Raw genomic sequence first — 16,971 nt, 5'->3', positions numbered from 1 at the left:
CGATGCCCTCCCTCCGGTGGAAGGGGCAGCCATGGATCCCCACTCGAAGGCGGGCGCGGCGCTGACCGCGCTCCGCGAGGATCTGTCCGGCGACGTGTTCACTCCGGAGGATCCGGGCTACGACGGGGCCCGGACCCTCTTCAACGCGATGATCGACCGCAGGCCGGCCGTCATCGCCCAGTGCGAGAGCGCCGAGGACGTGGTGACCGCCGTGCGTTTCGCGCGGGACCTGGACCTGAAGATCGCCGTGCGCGGCGGCGGGCACAGCGTGGCCGGGATGTCCCTCAACGACGGCGGTCTCGTCGTGGACCTGCGCCGGATGCACGAGGTGACGGTCCACCCGGCGGCCAGGGCCGCGCATATCCAGGGCGGGGCCACGATGAGCCACCTGGACCGCGCCTGCGAGCCGTACGCGCTGGCGACCACCGGCGGGCGGGCCTCGACCACCGGCGTGGGCGGCTACGTGCTGGGCGGCGGCAGCGGCTGGCTCGACCGGAAGTTCGGCCTGGCGGTGGACAACCTGCTGGGCGTGGACCTGGTCACCGCCGAGGGCGAGATGGTCCACGCGACCGCGGAGGACCATCCGGAGCTGTTCTGGGGGCTGCACGGCGGCGGCGGGAACTTCGGCATCGCCACCTCCCTGACCCTGCGGCTGCACGAACTGCCCGCCATGTCGATCGCGTTCCTGCTGTACCTGCCGGAGCGCGGGCCCGAGGTGGTCCGTACGTACCGGGACGTCATCGAGGCCGCACCACCGGAGGCCTCCGGCGCCGCCCTCTACGTGACCGGCCCGCCCGAGGAGTTCGTCCCGCCGCACCTGGTCGGCCTGCTGCTGGCCGGCGCCCTGCTGACGTATGCGGGCCCCGAGGAGGAGATGCGCAGACTGGCCGCGCCCCTGCTGGCGATCCCGCACGAGTCCGAGATCGTCACGGCCATCCCCTACGCCGAGCTGCAGTGCATGATCGACGACCCGCCCGGCATGCGGAACTACTGGTCGGCGGAGTACCTCAGCAGTGCCCCGGACGCGTTCGTGGACGTCTTCTGCGCCCGCGCCGAGTCCATGCCGGTGCCGACCGGCACCCAGCACCTGGTCTTCCCCCAGGGCGGCGCCATCGCCTCCGGACCGGCGGATTATCCCGTGCCGTACCGCGACGCACCCTGGGCGGTGCACCCGTTCGGGATCTGGGAGGACGAGGCCGACGACGACCGGTGCCGGCAGTGGGTCAAGGACGTCCGTACCGACGTCCAGCCGTGGAGCACCGGCGCGGTCTACCTCAACTTCACCGGGGACGAGGGCCGCGACCGGGTGGTCTCGGGCCTCGGCGACGAGAACATGCAGCGGCTGGGCGCGCTGAAGCGCCGGTACGACCCCGACAACGTCTTCCGGTTCAACCACAACATCCAGCCCGCCTGAGCGGGTACCGGCCTCCCCATGACGCACGCCACGGCCGACAGATGGTCCGATCATCTCCCTTTCCGGGCGGCGGGTCGTCGGCCGGACGGGGGCACGAGGGCCCCCTGAGGGGGGAGTGATGTGATCGGAGCAGGCCGCCCGGTACCGTCCCGCGATATGGAAAACCAGGGCGGGATCACGGTTCAGCGGGCACTGGAGCTGCCGGGGCTGCGCAGCGGGCTGCCGGAGGTGATGGCCTGCGCCGACCGCCTGGGCCGGACAGTCCGCTGGGTGCACGCGGGCGAGGTGCCGAACATCGCCTCCCTGCTCAAGGGCGGCGAGCTGCTGCTGACCACCGGCCTCGGCCTCGGCACGCGGCCCGCCGAGCAGCGTGCCTTCGTACGCCGCCTCGCCGACCGGGGGATCGCCGCGCTGGTGGTCGAGCTGGGCCCGCGCTTCACGCGGCTGCCGGCGACGATCGTGGAGACGGCGCGCTCGGCGGGTCTGCCCCTGGTCCAGCTCCACCGCGAGGTCCCCTTCGTCACGGTGACGGAGGAGGTCCACACCGAGATCGTCAACCACCACTACGCGCTGCTGCAGCGGGCCGAGGAGGTCCACCGGCGCTGCACGGAGGCCCTGTTGGGCGGCGGCGGCATCCCGCAGGTGCTGCGGATCCTGGCCGACTTCACGGGCAACCCCGTCTTCCTGGAGACCCCGGACGGGCAGTTGCTGTACGCGGCCGGCAGCTCGGCCGGGGATGCCGGCGCGGACCCGCTTCAGGTCTGGGAAGGCCTTCGGGGCCAGCGTGAGGCCGAGCCCTCGGCGAACACGGTGGTGGTCGACGTACCGGGCGGGGGCCACGGCACGGGCTCGGTCCGGGCCCGGGTCGTCCTCGTCGGGGTCTCGTCCCCACTGCTCCCGGTGCACAAGATGGCGGCCGAGCGCACGGCCGGCGTGCTGGCCGTCGTCCTGATGCAGGCACGGCAGGAGGAGGAGCTGGCGGCCCGCGGCCGCGGCGACTTCCTGACCGACCTGGCGGAGGGCCGCATCTCGGCGGAAGACGCCCCGGCGCAGGCCCGCGTCCTGGGCTTCAAGCCGGGCGGGGGTCCGCTGCTGCCGGTGGTGATGCGGCTGTCCACTGACCTCGGCCCGTCCGGGAACTGGGCGGTCCTCGCCCGTGCGGTCCTGGAGGAGCTGTCGTCCGTCGGGGTCCCGGTCCTGCTGGGCGTCCGACCGGTGGAAGGCCGCGTCCCCCTGCTCGTGTCCCTGCGGGCCGAGTCGGAGCGCACGGCGGTGGCGGACCGGGTCGCGGCCGCACTGCGGGCGGGCGTCGAACGCGCGGGCCTGGACCGTGCGGCCGCCCCGCCGGCCGTGGTCGTCGGTGTCGCGGGCGGCTGGGCGGCCGCCTCGGCGGGCCTGCGCCACGCCGCGGAGACCGCCACGGCGGCGCACGGCCTGCCCGCCCGGCCCTGGTACGACGCGAGGAGGCTGGACATCGACCTCCTCCTGTGGCGGCTGCGCGAACACCCCGACCTGGCGGCGTTCGTGGACCGCGCGATCGGCCCGCTGCGCGTCCACGACACGGCCTCACGGCCGCCGCTGCTGCCCACGCTGGAGACGTACCTGGCCCACGCGGGCCGCAAGGCGGAGACGGCCCGCGAACTCCACCTGAACCGCCAGACCCTCTACAACCGCCTGGCCCGCATCTCGGAGCTCCTGGGCACGGACCTGGACGACCCCGAAACGGTGCTCTCCCTGAGCCTGGCCCTCCGCGCCCGCCGTCACACGACCACGCCGTCCGCTCCCTGACGGGGCTCCGCCCCCGGATCCCCTACGGCGCTCCGCACCCGCGGGCGGAGCCCCGATCGTTCGGCCCCGACGGCGTGTCAGGCGCGGGATCGGGGCAGGGCAGCCGGCAGTGGCCCGTGCTACGGCCGCCGGCGTTCCATCAACTCGTCGTAGACGGACAGGACCTGCGCGACCGTGTCGTCCTCCGACGGCCACGTCGCAGCCTGCGCCCGCCCCGCCGCGGCCAGCGCACCCCGCCGCTCCGGATCGGCCAGCAACCCGGTCACCGCGGCGGCCAGCGCCCCCGCGTCGCCACACGGCACCAGCACCGCCCCCTCACCCACCAGCTCCGGCACGGCCCCCACCGCCGTGGCCACCAGCGGCACCCCCGCCCGCAGCGCCTCCTGCGCCGGCAGCGCCCGCGCCTCCCACCGGCTCGGCAGCACCGCCAGGTCCGCCGCGGCCAGCAGCTGCGCCGCGTCCCGGCGGCGTCCCAGCAGCCGTACCGGGAGCCCCTCGGTCTCGATCCGCCGGGACAGTTCGGCCCGTAGCGGCCCTTCACCGGCGATCACAAGCAGCGGTGCGGGTTCCAGCGTCCGCCACTCCCGTGCCGCGTCGAGCAGTACGGAGTACCCCCGGTGCGGCACCAGGCTCCCGACGGCGATCAGCAACGGCCGCTCCACCACGCCCAGTTCCGCCCGGACCTTGCCGGGATCCACGGCCGCCTCCAGGCCTCCAGGGACCGCCGGGACCGCCACGGGTGCCAGCCGTGCGTCCCTGGCGCCGCGCCGCCGCGCGTGGTCGACCTGGTTCGAGGAGGCCCCGAGCACCACCGCCGCGGCCCGCGCCACGTGCCGTTCGAGCATCCGGCTCAGCCGCCCGAGCGCACCGGCGGCCGTCGGGCCGTCGCCGTGCCAGCTCACCACCAGCGGCACCCGGCGCCCCCGCATGGCCACCGCGGCCCGCATCCCGGCCCGCACGCCGTGCGCGTGCACGACGTCGGCTCCGGCGCACGCGGCCCGCAGCACGCTCACCGCGTCGGGCGCGAACTGCGCCCCGGCGCCGGTGAAGTCGTACTCCCCCTCGGCCTGCACGGGCGCGCACACCGTGACCCGGACTCCGCGCGCGGCGAGTCCGGTCGCGAGCGACCGTACGTGGGCGCTGCTGCCCGCGCCGGCGCCGCCGAGTACCTGGACGGTGCGCAGCGGCTGCCTTCCGTAGGGCTGGGCCGGGACGGTGGTGGAGACCGGGGAGCTGCTCACGGGCCGAAGCTCCAGGGTGAGGGAGTCATAGTCGACGCCAAGGATGCCAGTCCGCACGCGCGTTCCGGGACCATACGGGTGCGGATCCCGTACGAGATACCGCCGGACACCCCTCATTCCTCACCCACACGGACTAGGCCGGCTCTTCCGGATCTTGCCTGACCCGCGACGCCTGGCACGGCACCTCGCCGCGTTGTCGCGTCGCGCGAGTACGACGAGTACGAGCTGCGACGCTCCGCCTTGCGATGCACCGCACCAGACGCCGCGGGCTCAACCGGCAAGATCCGAAAGAGACGGCCTGATGCCGCGACACCCCGGCGACTGTGCCCACCGACGCGCGGACACGGCGAAGGGCCCGGAACGCCGTACGTCCCGGTCCTGCCTCGCACGTGTCGTCTCAGCCGTCCGCGCGCGCCGCGGCCAGCAGCTCCTCGGCGTGCGCACGCGCCGAGGCCGAGTCCTCGTGGCCGGCCAGCATGCGCGAGAGCTCGCGGATGCGGTCCTCGCCCTCCAGGACGGTGACCCCGCTGCGGGTGACCGAGCCGTCGCTGGTCTTCTCGACCAGCAGCTGCCGGTCCGCGAAGGCCGCCACCTGCGGCAGGTGCGTGACGACCACGACCTGCGCCGACTTGGCCAGCTTCGCCAGCCGCCGGCCCACCTCGACCGCCGCCTTGCCGCCGACTCCCGCGTCCACCTCGTCGAAAAGGTAAGTGGGCACCGGGTCGGAGCCCGCGAAGACGACCTCGACGGCCAGCATCACCCGGGACAGCTCACCGCCCGAGGCGCCCTTGGCGATCGGCCGCGGCTGGGCCCCGGGGTGCGGGGCCAGCAGCAGTTCGACCTCGTCCGCGCCGGACGGGCCGTAGGCGACCGGGCGGCCGTCCACTTCCACGCCGTCGGGGTCCTCGGTCTGGCGGACGTCGATCGTCACGCGGGCGTGCGGCATCGCCAGCGAGGCCAGCTCCTCCGTCACCGCGGAGGCGAAGCGGGTCGCGGCCTCCACCCGTGCGTCCGTCAACGCCTGGGCCAGCAGGGACAGTTCGGAGCGCAGTCCGTCCCGCTCGGCGGTCAGCTCGGTGATCCGCTCGTCGTCGCCGTCCAGCTCCAGCAGCCGCGCCGCGCCCTGCTCGGCCCACTCCAGTACGGCGTCAACGGTGCCCTCGGAGCCGTACTTGCGCGTCAGCTGGGTCAGGGCCGCCCGCCGCTCCTCCACCGCGGCCAGGCGCAGCGGATCGGCGTCCAGGTCGTCGGCGTAGCCCGCCAGCTCCCCGGCCACGTCGGACAGCAGGATGCCCAGCTCCCCGATCCGCTCGGCGAGAGAGCCGAGCGCCGGGTCGTGCGACCGTACGGATTCCAGCGCCCGGTGGGCGCCGGCGACGAGCATGTTCGCGTCGATGGCCTCCGGGTCCTCGGGGTTGCCCGCGAGCGCGGCGTGCGCCACCTGGGCCGCCGAGGCCAGCGATTCGGCGTGCCCGAGCCGCTCGGCCTCCGCCGCCAGTCCGGTGTCCTCGCCGGCCACCGGTTCCACGGCCGCGATCTCCTCCAGCCCGAAGCGCAGCAGGTCGGCCTCCTGGGCCCGCTCCCGGGCCCGGGTGGTGATCTCCTCCAGCTCGACGGCGACCGCGCGGAGCCGGCGGTAGGCAGAGCCGTACTTCTCCAGCGGGACGGCGACGGCGTCCCCGGCGTACCGGTCGAGGGCCTGCCGCTGCCGGGCCGGGCGCAGCAGCCCCTGCTGGTCGGTCTGCCCGTGTACGGCGACCAGGTCGTCCGCGAGCTCGGCGAGCAGGCCGACGGGTACGGAGCGGCCGCCGACGTGGGCGCGCGAACGCCCCTCGGCGGACACGGTCCGGCTGATCAGCAGGGCGCCGTCGTCGAGCTCGGCGCCGGCCTCCTCGGCGCGTACCGCAGCGGGGGCGTCCGGGCGCATCACGATGCGGCCCTCGACCACCGCCGCCTTGGCGCCGATCCGTACCAGGGCCGGGTCGGCGCGACCGCCGAGCAGCAGCCCGAGGCTGGTGACGACCATCGTCTTGCCCGCGCCGGTCTCGCCGGTCACCGCGGTGAAACCGGGCGACAGCTCGACCACCGCGTCGTCGATGACCCCGAGCGACCGTATCCGCATCTCCTCAAGCACGGGACGACGATACCGAGGTTTCACCGGTGCCATGTGACGTCACCCGCCCCGAGTTCTCCGAACGGATGTGCTATTGAGGCGGCGGGGCCGCCTCCCCGGCACGGTCCTCGTGGGGCGCCCCGCGCCAACCCGACACCGGCAGCGCGAACTTGGCGACGAGCCGGTCCGTGAAGGACGCGTGGTGCAGCCGGGCGAGCCGCACGGGAACGGCCCCCCGCCGGACTTCCACCCTGGCTCCGGCCGGCAGCTCCAGCATGCGGCGACCGTCGCACCACAGCACCCCGTGCGGGGTGCCGTTCTGCACTTCCACCGCCAGCACCGAGTCCGGCGACGTCACCAGCGGCTTCGCGAACAGCGCGTGCGCGCTGATCGGAACCATCAGCAGCGCCTCCACCTCCGGCCAGACCACCGGCCCGCCCGCGGAGAAGGCGTAGGCCGTCGAACCCGTCGGCGTCGCGCACACGATCCCGTCACAGCCGAAGCCGGTCACCGGGCGCCCGTCGATCTCCAGGACCACCTCCAGCATCCGCTCCGGCGACACCTTCTGGACGGCGGCCTCGTTCAGCGCCCAGTCCCGGTGGACCACGTCGCCGTTGGTGCGCACGATCACGTCGAGGGTCATCCGCTCCTCGACCTCGTACGAGCGCGCCACCACCCGGTCCACGACCTTGTCCAGGTCGTCGCGCTCGGCCTCGGCGAGGAAGCCGACCCGGCCCAGGTTGACGCCCAGCATCGGCACCCCCGAGGCGCGCGCGAACTCCGCACCGCGCAGCAGGGTGCCGTCCCCGCCCAGCACGATCAGCAGCTCACACCCGTCGAGCACGTCCGGCGCGGACTCGGTGACCAGCTCCACCTCGGGCGGCAGGGGCAGGTCCACCGCCTCGTGCGTGAAGACGCGTACGCCCAGCCCGCACCGCAGCAGGCCCTTCACGACCAGCTCGGCACTGCGGATGGCCGCCGGCCGTCCGGTGTGCGCGAGCAGGAAGACGGTGCGTTCCCCCGATGAATCTGTCACTGCGGCCCCTCCGCCACTGCTCGGTCAACATCCGCCGGGTCGAGTGCCGGTGCCCCCGCCCGCAGCCACAGAAAGTACTCGACGTTCCCCGACGGGCCCGGCAGCGGGCTCGCGGTCACCCCTACGACCCCCAGCCCCAGCTTCGCCGCCTGCGCCGCGACCTCGCGCACGGCCTCGGCCCTCAGCTCCGGGCTGCGCACCACCCCGCCGCTGCCCAGCCGGTCCTTGCCGACCTCGAACTGCGGCTTGACCATCAGCACCAGGTCCGCGTCCGGCGCGCAGCACCGTACGAGCGCGGGCAGTACCAGCCCGATGGAGATGAAGGACAGATCACCGACGACCAGGTCGACGGGAAGCCCGTCGATCTGCTCGACCGTCAGCTCACGGACGTTCGTCCGGTCCTTGACGGTGACCCGGTCGTCGCTCTGCAGCGACCAGGCGAGCTGCCCGTAGCCGACGTCGACGGCCACGACGTGGGCCACGCCCGCCCGCAGCAGCACGTCGGTGAATCCTCCGGTGGAGGCGCCGGCGTCGAGCGCCCGGCGGCCCTCGACGCGCAGCCCCTGCGGCTGGAAGGCCGCCAGTGCGCCCGCGAGCTTGTGGCCGCCGCGGGAGACGTAGTCGGGGTCGCTGTCGTCCTTGAGGACCACGAGGGCCGCACTGGTCTCGACCTGGGTGGCGGCCTTGGTCGCGGTGGTGCCGCCCACGGTCACCCGGCCCGCGGCGATCAGCTGCGCGGCGTGCTCGCGCGAGCGGGCCATGCTGCGGCGTACCAGTTCGGCGTCCAGGCGGCGGCGTGCCACTCCTGCCACGTTCGGTTCAGCTCCTGTTTTCGTACGGACCAGGGACGGGCGGTGCGTCCAGCGCGGTCAGCGCCTCGCGCAGCCCCCTGTGGACATCCTCGTACACCTCGGCGTGTCCGTCCGCCGCGAGGTGGTCCGCGTCCGCCAGCCGCGCCAGGTGTGCGTCCACTGCGGCGTGCCCGGTGGGCGTGCGGGCGACGCCCAGCGCCACGGGCCGGGCGGCGGCTCCGGCCTCCGCCTCGGCCTCGGCTCCGCCCTCGGCTTCGGCCTCGGCTTCGGCCCGGGTCTCGGCAGCTTCGTCGGTCATGCCCCGACGCTACCGCGAAGCGCCCCGCGACCACGTACGGCTCTGCGGTACGGTCGTGATCACGATGGCTACGATCCAGGAGTGCCGCGAAGCACTCGACCACCTCTCCGGCAACCTCGCACGGGCCGAAGGCGACGTGCGCGGCGCGGCCGCACTCGACCGCTCCCTGAGCTGCCACATCACGGACCTGGACCAGACGTTCACGGGCCGCCTCGACGCAGGCCGGATCCGGGTGGACGCGCTCGCCCCGGGCCCGCCGGCCGCAAAGGCCGAGATCCGCCTCGCGATGACCGGCGACGACCTGGTCGCGCTGGTGGCGGGCGAGCTGAAGTTCGCCAAGGCCTGGGCCACCGGCCGGGTAAAACTGGAAGCCGGGCTCCGCGACCTCCTCCGCCTGAAATCCCTCCTGTAGCCGCCGTCCCATCCCAGCCTCGCCGGTCGATTCCGGCCTCGCCGGCCCATCCCAGCCTCGCCGGCGTTCGAGGCGCGAGGTCCGGGGCGGAGCCCGGTCTTTCACGCCCGCCGGTCGATTCCGGCCTCGCCGGCGTTCGAGGCGCGAGGTCCGGGGCGGAGCCCCGGTCTTTCACCGCCGGGCGGATCCAGCCCCGCCGGCAGGCGCGGGGCAGCGTCCCCGCCGCGGCCCCGCGCCCCACTACACCGCGGCCCCCGCCCCCGCCCGAGCCCTCCGCGCCGCCGGAATCACCAACGGCGTCCCCGTCTCGGGATCGTCGATGATCTGGCAGCGCAGCCCGAACACCGTCTCCACCAGCTCCGCGGTGACCACCTCGGCCGGCGGCCCCTCCGCGACGACCCGCCCGCCCCGCATCGCGATCAGGTGCGTGGCGTAGCGCGCGGCGTGGTTGAGGTCGTGCAGCACCGCGACCAGGGTCCGCCCCTGCTCCTCGTGCAGCTCGGCGCAGAGGTCCAGCACGTCGATCTGGTGCTGGATGTCCAGGTACGTCGTCGGCTCGTCGAGCAGCAGCAGCGGCGTCTGCTGGGCCAGCGCCATCGCGATCCACACCCGCTGCCGCTGCCCGCCCGACAGCTCGTCCACGGCCCGGTCGGCGAGCTCGGCGACCCCGGTCGAGGCCATCGACTCGTTCACGACCCGCTCGTCCTCGGCCGACCACTGCCGCAGCAGCCCCTGATGCGGGTAGCGGCCGCGCGAGACCAGGTCGGCCACCGTGATGCCGTCCGGCGCGATCGAGGACTGCGGGAGCAGGCCCAGCGTCTTCGCGACCTTCTTCGCCGGCATCGTCCCGATGGCCTGCCCGTCCAGCAGAACCCGCCCGGCGGACGGCTTCAGCATCCGCGACAGGGCCCGCAGCAGCGTGGACTTGCCGCACGCGTTGGGGCCGACGATCACCGTGAAGGAGTTGTCGGGGATCTCCACCGACAGGTTCTCGGCGATGACCCGCTGGTCGTAGCCGAGGGTCACGTTCTCCGCGGTCAGCCGCTGCACTTGCGTACTCCTCAGTTCTTGATGCGTCGCGGCCCGGTCGGTCGCGGTCATATACGTCCGGCCTTGCGCTCGGTGACGAGCAGCCAGAGGAGGTAGACACCGCCGACGAGCCCGGTGACCACGCCCACCGGCAGCTGGTCGGCGCCGAAGGCCCGCTGCGAGGCCCAGTCGGACGCCATCAGCAGCACCGCGCCCATCAGCGCGGCGCCCAGCAGGTTCCCGCCGGGCGAGCGGGTCAGCCGCCGGGCCAGCTGCGGCGCGGCCAGCGCGACGAAGCTGATGGGCCCGGCCGCGGCGCTCGCCGCGGTGGTGAGCAGGATCGCCGCGAGCATCAGCAGCAGCCGGGTGCGCTCCACCCGTACCCCGAGGGCGTACGCGGCGTCGTCGCCCATCTCCATCATCCGCAGGGCCCGGCCCTGCCCGAGGACCAGCGGGAAGAGCACCGCGCAGACCGCGAGCAGCGGCCACACCTGCGCCCAGTCCCGGCCGGCCAGCGAGCCGGTGAGCCACACCATGGCGCGGGTGGCCTCGATCATCTGGGCCTTGGTGATCAGGTACTGGATCACGGCGATGAGCATGGCGGAGGCGCCGATGCCGACCAGGACCAGCCGGTAGCCCTGGATGCCCTGCTTGTACGCCAGCAGGTAGACGACGACTCCGGCGAGCAGGCCGCCGGCCAGTGCCCCGACGGCCACCGCGGTGGCGTCGCCCTTGAACAGGATGATGACGACGAGCGCGCCGACCACCGAGCCGTACCCGAAGCCCAGCAGGTCCGGGGAGCCGAGCGGGTTGCGGGAGACGGACTGGAAGACGGCTCCGGCCATCCCGAGGGCGGCGCCGACGAGCAGGGCGACCAGGACCCGCGGCAGCCGCAGGTCGTTGACGATGAATTCGTTGGCGGGGGTGCCGTTGCCCAGCAGGGTCTGTACGACGTCCCACGGTGCGATCTGGAAGTCGCCGGTGCCGATCAGCACGACGGCGAGCGCGAACGCCACGGCGGTGAGCAGGACCCCGACGGCCAGGGCGCGCCGCTCGACGCGCAGCGAGACCCCGCCGGGCAGGTGCAGCGGACGGGGCCCCGACCGGCGCGTGCGGGGTGTGTCGGTCGTGGTCACGGCCGCGGTCGTGGTCGTGGTCACAGCTGGGCCATCCTCTTGCGCCGAACCAGGTAGATGAAGACGGGGCCGCCGATGAGCGCGGTGACCACGCCGACCTGCAGCTCGGCGGGCCGGGTGACGACCCGTCCGACGACGTCGGCGCCGAGCAGCAGGACGGGCGACAGGACCGCGGAGTACGCGAGCACCCAGCGCATGTCGGGACCGGTGAACGCCCGGACGAGGTGCGGGATCATCAGCCCGATGAAGACGATGGGCCCGCACGCGGCGGTCGCCGCACCGCACAGCAGCGTGACGGCGATCATGGCGCCGATGCGCGTCCACGTCAGGTGGGCGCCGAGCGCGCGCGCCGTGTCGTCGCCCATGGCCATCGCGTTGAGCGGCCGGCCGAGCGTCAGCGCGAGCACCGCGCCGACGAGCAGGAAGGGGGCCACCTGGCGGACGGTGTCCATGTTGGCCGAGGCCAGCGAGCCCACCGTCCAGAAGCGCAGCTTGTCCAGCGCCTTGCTGTCCATCAACTGCACCGCGTTGATGTAACCGACGAGGGCGGCGCTGGCCGCCGTACCGGCGAGTGCGAGGCGCACCGGCGTCGCGCTGCGGCTGCCGCCGAGCACGTACACGACGACCGAGACGACGGCGGCGCCGAGGAAGGCCCACCACACGAACTCGCTCAACGAACGCGCGCCGAAGAAGCTGATCGCGGAGACCACGGCGGCCGCGGCGCCGGCGTTGACGCCGAGGATGCCGGGCTCGGCCAGCGGGTTGCGGGTCAGCGCCTGCATCACGGCACCGGACAGGCCGAGTCCGAGCCCGACCATCAGGCCGAGGATCGTGCGCGGGACCCGCAGGTCCCGCACCACCACGTCGGAGGGTGTCCCCGCGTAGGCGAACAGGCCGTGCCAGACCTCGTCCAGGGGCATCGGCTTGGCGCCCACGGCGACGCTCACGACCGCGATCAGTGCCAGCACCCCGAGGGCGGCGAGCAGACCGGCGGCGCGCACGGCATGGCGCGGGCGGACCACGGCGGCGTCGGCGCCCTGCTCGGGCGCCGCGCTCCGTTCGGGTTCAGGGGGACTCTTGACCAACACGCAGGTTAGGTTAGCCTACCCTCCGGCTCGCACAGGCCCCCTGGGTGACCCTAAAGACCCAGCCTGGCCAGCGCCTTCGCCGCGTCCAGCGTGCAGACGCCGTCCCCGGCGGCCGTCCAGGCCGCCGCACACAGCGCGCGCAGACCGTCGACCGGATCGACGTCCACCCCGCCTTCCGCGCCTTCCCCGCCGTCCCGGCCTCCCGCGGCCGCCTCGCGCAGTTCGAGCACACCGCTGTTCAGCGCGACCGCCGTCCAGCCGCCGCAGCCGAAGCCGTCCTCGACCGGCTGCACCTCCGGCTGCCCGGCCAGCAGCCCGCGCAGGTCCCGGTCCACGTACGTCGGCCGGTGCCGCGGCTCGGCCCGCAGCAGCTGCTCCGCGTCCGTCACCCCGGTCAGCACCAGCAGCGAGTCCACCTCCCCGTTGAAGGCGCCCTCGATGTCGGTGTCCAGCCGGTCCCCGACCACGAGCGGCCGCTTCGCCCCGGTCCGCAGCACCGTCTCCCGGTGCATCGGGGGCAGGGGCTTGCCCGCCACCTGCGGCTCCGCGCCCGTGGCGATCCGTACGACCTCCACCGCGGCCCCGTTGCCCGGCGCGATCCCCCGCGCCCCCGGGATCGTCAGGTCGGTGTTCGACGCGAACCACGGCACTCCGCGGTTGATCGCGTACGAGGCCTCCGCGAACCGCCCCCACGCCAGGTCGGGCCCGCCGTACCCCTGGACGACCGCCGCGAGGCCCTCCTCGTCGGCCGACTCCACCGGCACGAGGCCCCGCTCGCGCAACGCGACCCGCAGCCCCTCCCCGCCGATCACCAGCACTTTGGCCCCCGGCGCGACCTGCTCCGCGATCAGCCGCGCCACCGCCTGCGCGGAGGTGATCACCTCGCCCGCCTCCGTCGGGATGCCCAGCTCGCCCAGGTGCTCGGCGACCGCGTCCGGGGTCCGCAGCGCGTTGTTCGTGACGTACGCGAGGTGCATCCCGTCGGCCCGAGCCGAGGCGAGGGACTCCACCGCGTGAGCGATGGCCTCGCCGCCCGCGTACACCACTCCGTCCAGGTCCAGCAGAGCGGTGTCGTACGCCTGGTGCAGACTCTGCTCACACGCCGCGGGACTGGTCCTGATCTGCCGGGTCATCCTTGCCGCTCCTCACTGTCGATCTTGTCCGATTCCGTCTGCCCCGATCATCCCGCATGACGAGACGCGAATTACCATGCACCAATGACCACATCTGGCACCGCGGACCACGGGTTGCGTCTGATCCCGTTCCATGGCCTGCGCTACGTCCCGGAACGTGTCGGCAGCCTCGCCGCCGTCACCTCGCCGCCGTACGACGTGGTCGTGCGCCCCGACGGAGTCGACCACCTCGAATCCGCCGACCCGCACAACATCGTCCGCCTGATCCTCCCTCAGGCGGGCACCCCGGCCGCACGCAACGAACAGGCCGCGCGCACCCTGCACGACTGGCTCGCCGAGGGCATCCTCAGTGCCGACCCCGAGCCCGCGCTCTACGTGTACGAGCAGCGCCGGGCCGGTCTGCTCCAGCGCGGTGTCATCGGCGCACTCGCCCTGTCCACCGCCGACGCCGGCATCGTCCTGCCCCACGAGGACGTCATGCCGGACGTGGTCACCGACCGGGCCGGCCTGATGCGGGCGACCTCCGCGAACCTCGAACCCCTCCTCCTCACCTACCGGGGCGAGGACCCGGGTGCGGGGGCGGCAGCGGTCGTCGAGCGGACCTCCCGGCGCGCTCCCCTCCTGTCGACGACCACCGAGGACGGCTTCCAGCACCGCCTCTGGGCCATCACGGACCCGGACGAGCTCGCCACCGTCACGGCCGATCTCAGCCACCGCCAGGCCCTCATCGCCGACGGCCACCACCGCTGGGCGACCTACCTGCGCCTCCAGGAGGAGCACTCCTCTCCCACCGCTCCCACCGCATGGGACTTCGGCCTGGTCCTCCTCGTGGACACCGCCCGCTACCCGCTCCAGGTCCGCGCCATCCACCGGATGCTGCGCCGCCTCCCGGTCGCCGACGCCCTCGCCGCCCTCGGCGGCCACTTCCGGATCCGCCCGGTCGACGGGCCGCTTCCACTCGCCCTGGACACCCTCGCGGACGCCGCGGAACGCGGCAACGCCTTCCTGATCACCGGCGACGGCACCTTCCACCTGGTCACCGATCCCGACCTGGCCCTCCTCGACCGCACGGTCCGGCACGACCGCCCCGAGGCCTGGCGCCGGCTGGACGCCACCGTCCTGCACGAGACGCTGCTCGACGCCCTCTGGCACGTCCCGGACGCCCCGGACCAGATCACGTACATCCACGACGCAGCGTCCACCGTAGAGATGGCCGAACGCCATGGGGGGACCGCCGTCCTGCTGCACCCCGTACGGGAGGAAGTCGTACGGGACCTGGCCCGCCAGGGCGTCACCATGCCCCGCAAGTCCACCTCCTTCGGCCCGAAGCCGGCGACCGGCCTGGTCCTGCGCGGCCTGGACTGACCTGCTCCGGACATGACGAAGGGCGGTACCCCGACCGGGGTACCGCCCTTCGTTCACTTCACCGTGCCTCAGGCCTTGTCGCGGCCCGTGTCCGGCTCGTCGTCCTCGACGTCGGCGTCGGCCTCGGACTGCTCCAGCGGCTCGTACTCCTCGTCGTCCTCGTCGTAGTACTCGGCGACGTCGGTGGCGCGCTCGGCCGCGGCGATCTCCGCCGCGTCCTCACCCTCGGCCTCGTCCTCGTCCTCGTCCTCAGCGAGGTCGATGTCGGACAGGTCGACGGCGGCGTCGACGAACTCGACGCCGTCGAGCTCGGCGAGGCGGTCGGAGGCGTCGGTGGCCCCGTCCTTGTCCGCTTCGAGGGTCTTGGCGAACCACTCGCGCGCCTCGTCCTCACGACCGGCCGCCAGCAGGGCGTCGGCGTAGGCGTACCGCAGGCGTGCGGTCCAGGGCTGGATGGAGCTGGACGCCAGCTCCGGGCTCTGCAGGGTCACGATGGCCGCTTCGAGCTGCCCCTGATCCCGCCGGGCACCGGCCGCGACGAGACGCATCTCGACCTGACCGGCCTTGTCCAGCTTCTGTACCTCCGGCTCACCGGCCATGGCCAGCGCCCGCTCCGGACGGCCGAGGCCGCGCTCGCAGTCGGCCATGACCGGCCACAGCTCGACCGAGCCGGTCATGCGCTTGGCGGCACGGAACTCCGCGAGGGCCTCGCTGTACTTCTGCGTGGCGTACGCGGCGAAGCCGGCGGCCTCGCGGACGGCGGCGACGCGGGAGGCCAGCCGCAGGGCGATGCGCGAGTACGCGTACGCCTGCTCGGGCTCGTCGTCGATCAGCCGGGCGACCATGACCAGGTTCTTGGAGACTTCTTCGGCCAGACCCTTGGGCAGGCTCAGCAGCTCCTGGCGCACATCGGCATCGATCTCGAGGCCGGTGACGTCGTCGTCGATCGGAAGCCGCTTGACCGGGTCACGGTCGGAGCGGAAGTCACGGTCGCCGCCACGGTCATCGCGACCACGGTAGCCACCACGGTCACCACCCCGATCGTCACGGCCGCCACGGAACCCGCCGCGGTCGCCACCGCGATCGTCACGGCGGGGGTAGGACGGGCGGTCGCCACCACGGTCGTCACGGCCGCCGCGGAAGCCACCGCGCTCGTCGTCCCGACGCGGGTACGACGGACGGTCGCCCCCGCGGTCGTCACGGCGGAAGCCGCCGCCACCACCGGTGGGACGGTCACCCCCGCGGTCGTCACGACGCGGGTAGGACGGACGGTCGCCACCACGGTCATCACGGCGGAAACCGCCGCCACCACCGGTAGGACGGTCACCACGGTCACCACGGTCATCACGACGCGGATACGACGGACGCTCCCCGCCACGGTCATCACGACGCGGGTAGGACGGACGGTCGCCACCACGGTCGTCACGGCCGCCGCGGAAGCCACCGCGCTCGTCGTCCCGACGCGGGTACGACGGACGGTCACCGCCACGGTCGTCACGACGCGGGTAGGACGGACGGTCGCCACCACGGTCATCACGGCGGAAACCGCCGCCACCACCGGTAGGACGGTCACCACGGTCGTCACGGCGGAAACCGCCGCCACCACCAGTGGGACGGTCACCACCGCGGTCATCACGACGCGGGAAGCTCGGACGGTCGCCACCGCGGTCGTCGCGGCGGAAACCGCCGCCACCGCCGCCGGCACCGCCGGAGGGACGGCCACCACGGTCGTCGTCACGGCGCGGGTAGCTGGGGCGGTCGCCACCGCGGTCGTCACGGCGGAAACCGCCGCCACCGCCACCGGCCGGGCGACCACCACGGTCGTCACGACGGAAACCGCCGCCACCGCTACCGGCCGGGCGACCACCACGGTCGTCACGACGGAACGGCGGACGGTCGCCACCACGGTCGTCACGGCCCCCGCGGTAGCCGCCCCTGTCACCGCCGTCGTTGCGCCGAGGCTCGCGCTCCGGACGATCGTCGGGAGAGTTGGACATGGGTGTGACTCCTGTCTTCGGGGTACCGCTAGTCATTCTCGCGCAACCAACCCATGGCCGCGCTTCGGCGTAAAAAGGTGCAAACAAAAAAGGACCCTTGGTCCAGCGT

Annotated in this window: 15 protein-coding genes; 4 read left to right on the top strand and 11 right to left on the bottom strand. The window is 73.7% G+C overall.

What is annotated here, in order from left to right:
* Positions 1 to 31: 31 nt before the first annotated feature.
* Positions 32 to 1,414, top strand: a complete 1,383-nt coding sequence (locus ACWGIF_RS25405) for an FAD-binding protein (protein WP_453500804.1) — start codon at positions 32 to 34, stop codon at positions 1,412 to 1,414.
* A gap of 156 nt (positions 1,415 to 1,570) precedes the next feature.
* Positions 1,571 to 3,202: a PucR family transcriptional regulator gene (locus tag ACWGIF_RS25400; RefSeq protein WP_453500803.1), complete on the top strand. Its 1,632-nt coding sequence runs from the start codon at positions 1,571 to 1,573 to the stop codon at positions 3,200 to 3,202.
* Positions 3,203 to 3,321: 119 nt separating this feature from the next.
* Here ACWGIF_RS25400 and ACWGIF_RS25395 read toward each other — a convergent pair whose 3' ends face one another.
* From ACWGIF_RS25395 to ACWGIF_RS25375, 5 genes are all read right to left on the bottom strand, one after another.
* Positions 3,322 to 4,443 carry a glycosyltransferase family 4 protein gene (locus tag ACWGIF_RS25395; RefSeq protein WP_453500802.1) on the bottom strand — a complete coding sequence of 374 codons (1,122 nt, stop codon included), beginning with the start codon at positions 4,441 to 4,443 and terminating at the stop codon, positions 3,322 to 3,324.
* A gap of 397 nt (positions 4,444 to 4,840) precedes the next feature.
* The gene (gene recN, locus ACWGIF_RS25390) at positions 4,841 to 6,565 is read right to left on the bottom strand and encodes a DNA repair protein RecN (protein WP_453500830.1); all 1,725 of its coding nucleotides are present in this window, start codon (positions 6,563 to 6,565) and stop codon (positions 4,841 to 4,843) included.
* Positions 6,566 to 6,647: 82 nt separating this feature from the next.
* Entirely contained in the window at positions 6,648 to 7,592 is a 945-nt protein-coding gene (locus ACWGIF_RS25385; RefSeq protein WP_453500801.1) for an NAD kinase, read from the bottom strand.
* Positions 7,589 to 8,404, bottom strand: coding sequence for a TlyA family RNA methyltransferase (locus tag ACWGIF_RS25380; protein WP_453500800.1), 816 nt, complete (start codon positions 8,402 to 8,404; stop codon positions 7,589 to 7,591). Before ACWGIF_RS25380 ends, ACWGIF_RS25385 begins: the two co-directional genes overlap by 4 nt.
* A 7-nt stretch (positions 8,405 to 8,411) precedes the next feature.
* Complete coding sequence (locus ACWGIF_RS25375) at positions 8,412 to 8,702, bottom strand: hypothetical protein (RefSeq protein WP_453500799.1); 291 nt, start codon at positions 8,700 to 8,702, stop codon at positions 8,412 to 8,414.
* 64 nt (positions 8,703 to 8,766) lie between these two features.
* Between ACWGIF_RS25375 and ACWGIF_RS25370 the strand changes: the two genes are divergently transcribed.
* Positions 8,767 to 9,114, top strand: a complete 348-nt coding sequence (locus ACWGIF_RS25370; protein ID WP_453500829.1) for an SCP2 sterol-binding domain-containing protein — start codon at positions 8,767 to 8,769, stop codon at positions 9,112 to 9,114.
* A 240-nt stretch (positions 9,115 to 9,354) separates the two neighbouring features.
* On the opposite strand, the gene ACWGIF_RS25365 is transcribed toward ACWGIF_RS25370, so the two are convergent.
* From ACWGIF_RS25365 to ACWGIF_RS25350, 4 genes are read right to left on the bottom strand one after another with little or no spacing between them, the layout of a single operon-like run.
* Entirely contained in the window at positions 9,355 to 10,215 is an 861-nt protein-coding gene (locus ACWGIF_RS25365; protein WP_453500798.1) for an ABC transporter ATP-binding protein, read from the bottom strand.
* Positions 10,212 to 11,279, bottom strand: coding sequence for a FecCD family ABC transporter permease (locus ACWGIF_RS25360; protein WP_453500828.1), 1,068 nt, complete (start codon positions 11,277 to 11,279; stop codon positions 10,212 to 10,214). Before ACWGIF_RS25360 ends, ACWGIF_RS25365 begins: the two co-directional genes overlap by 4 nt.
* Positions 11,280 to 11,299: 20 nt before the next feature.
* A complete protein-coding gene (locus ACWGIF_RS25355) occupies positions 11,300 to 12,367 on the bottom strand; it encodes a FecCD family ABC transporter permease (protein ID WP_453500797.1) in 1,068 nt (355 codons plus the stop codon).
* Between the two features lie 50 nt (positions 12,368 to 12,417).
* Positions 12,418 to 13,500 (bottom strand): HAD-IIA family hydrolase, encoded by a 1,083-nt coding sequence (locus tag ACWGIF_RS25350; RefSeq protein ID WP_453500796.1) that lies wholly within the window; start codon positions 13,498 to 13,500, stop codon positions 12,418 to 12,420.
* Positions 13,501 to 13,584: 84 nt separating this feature from the next.
* On the opposite strand from ACWGIF_RS25350, the gene ACWGIF_RS25345 reads away from it, so the two are divergent.
* Positions 13,585 to 14,865, top strand: coding sequence for a DUF1015 family protein (locus tag ACWGIF_RS25345; protein WP_453500795.1), 1,281 nt, complete (start codon positions 13,585 to 13,587; stop codon positions 14,863 to 14,865).
* Positions 14,866 to 14,933: 68 nt separating this feature from the next.
* On the opposite strand, the gene ACWGIF_RS25340 is transcribed toward ACWGIF_RS25345, so the two are convergent.
* Together ACWGIF_RS25340 and ACWGIF_RS25335 are read right to left on the bottom strand one after the other, a co-directional pair.
* Positions 14,934 to 15,773: a tetratricopeptide repeat protein gene (locus ACWGIF_RS25340; protein WP_453500794.1), complete on the bottom strand. Its 840-nt coding sequence runs from the start codon at positions 15,771 to 15,773 to the stop codon at positions 14,934 to 14,936.
* Complete coding sequence (locus ACWGIF_RS25335) at positions 15,755 to 16,780, bottom strand: hypothetical protein (protein ID WP_453500793.1); 1,026 nt, start codon at positions 16,778 to 16,780, stop codon at positions 15,755 to 15,757. Before ACWGIF_RS25335 ends, ACWGIF_RS25340 begins: the two co-directional genes overlap by 19 nt.
* Positions 16,781 to 16,971 lie beyond the last annotated feature (191 nt).

The sequence above is a fragment of the Streptomyces sp. NPDC054849 genome (assembly GCF_053610945.1).
This window is presented reverse-complemented; position numbering and strand designations above follow the sequence as displayed.

What these genes read in the sequence shown, in the direction of transcription:
- ACWGIF_RS25405 (WP_453500804.1), top strand. Translation starts at nt 32, where the DNA reads ATGGATCCCCACTCGAAGGCGGGCGCGGCGCTGACCGCGCTCCGCGAG.
- ACWGIF_RS25400 (WP_453500803.1), top strand. Translation starts at nt 1,571, where the DNA reads ATGGAAAACCAGGGCGGGATCACGGTTCAGCGGGCACTGGAGCTGCCG.
- recN (WP_453500830.1), bottom strand. Translation starts at nt 6,565, where the DNA reads ATGCGGATACGGTCGCTCGGGGTCATCGACGACGCGGTGGTCGAGCTG.
- ACWGIF_RS25375 (WP_453500799.1), bottom strand. Translation starts at nt 8,702, where the DNA reads ATGACCGACGAAGCTGCCGAGACCCGGGCCGAAGCCGAGGCCGAAGCC.
- ACWGIF_RS25370 (WP_453500829.1), top strand. Translation starts at nt 8,767, where the DNA reads ATGGCTACGATCCAGGAGTGCCGCGAAGCACTCGACCACCTCTCCGGC.
- ACWGIF_RS25365 (WP_453500798.1), bottom strand. Translation starts at nt 10,215, where the DNA reads ATGACCGCGACCGACCGGGCCGCGACGCATCAAGAACTGAGGAGTACG.
- ACWGIF_RS25350 (WP_453500796.1), bottom strand. Translation starts at nt 13,500, where the DNA reads ATGACCCGGCAGATCAGGACCAGTCCCGCGGCGTGTGAGCAGAGTCTG.
- ACWGIF_RS25345 (WP_453500795.1), top strand. Translation starts at nt 13,585, where the DNA reads ATGACCACATCTGGCACCGCGGACCACGGGTTGCGTCTGATCCCGTTC.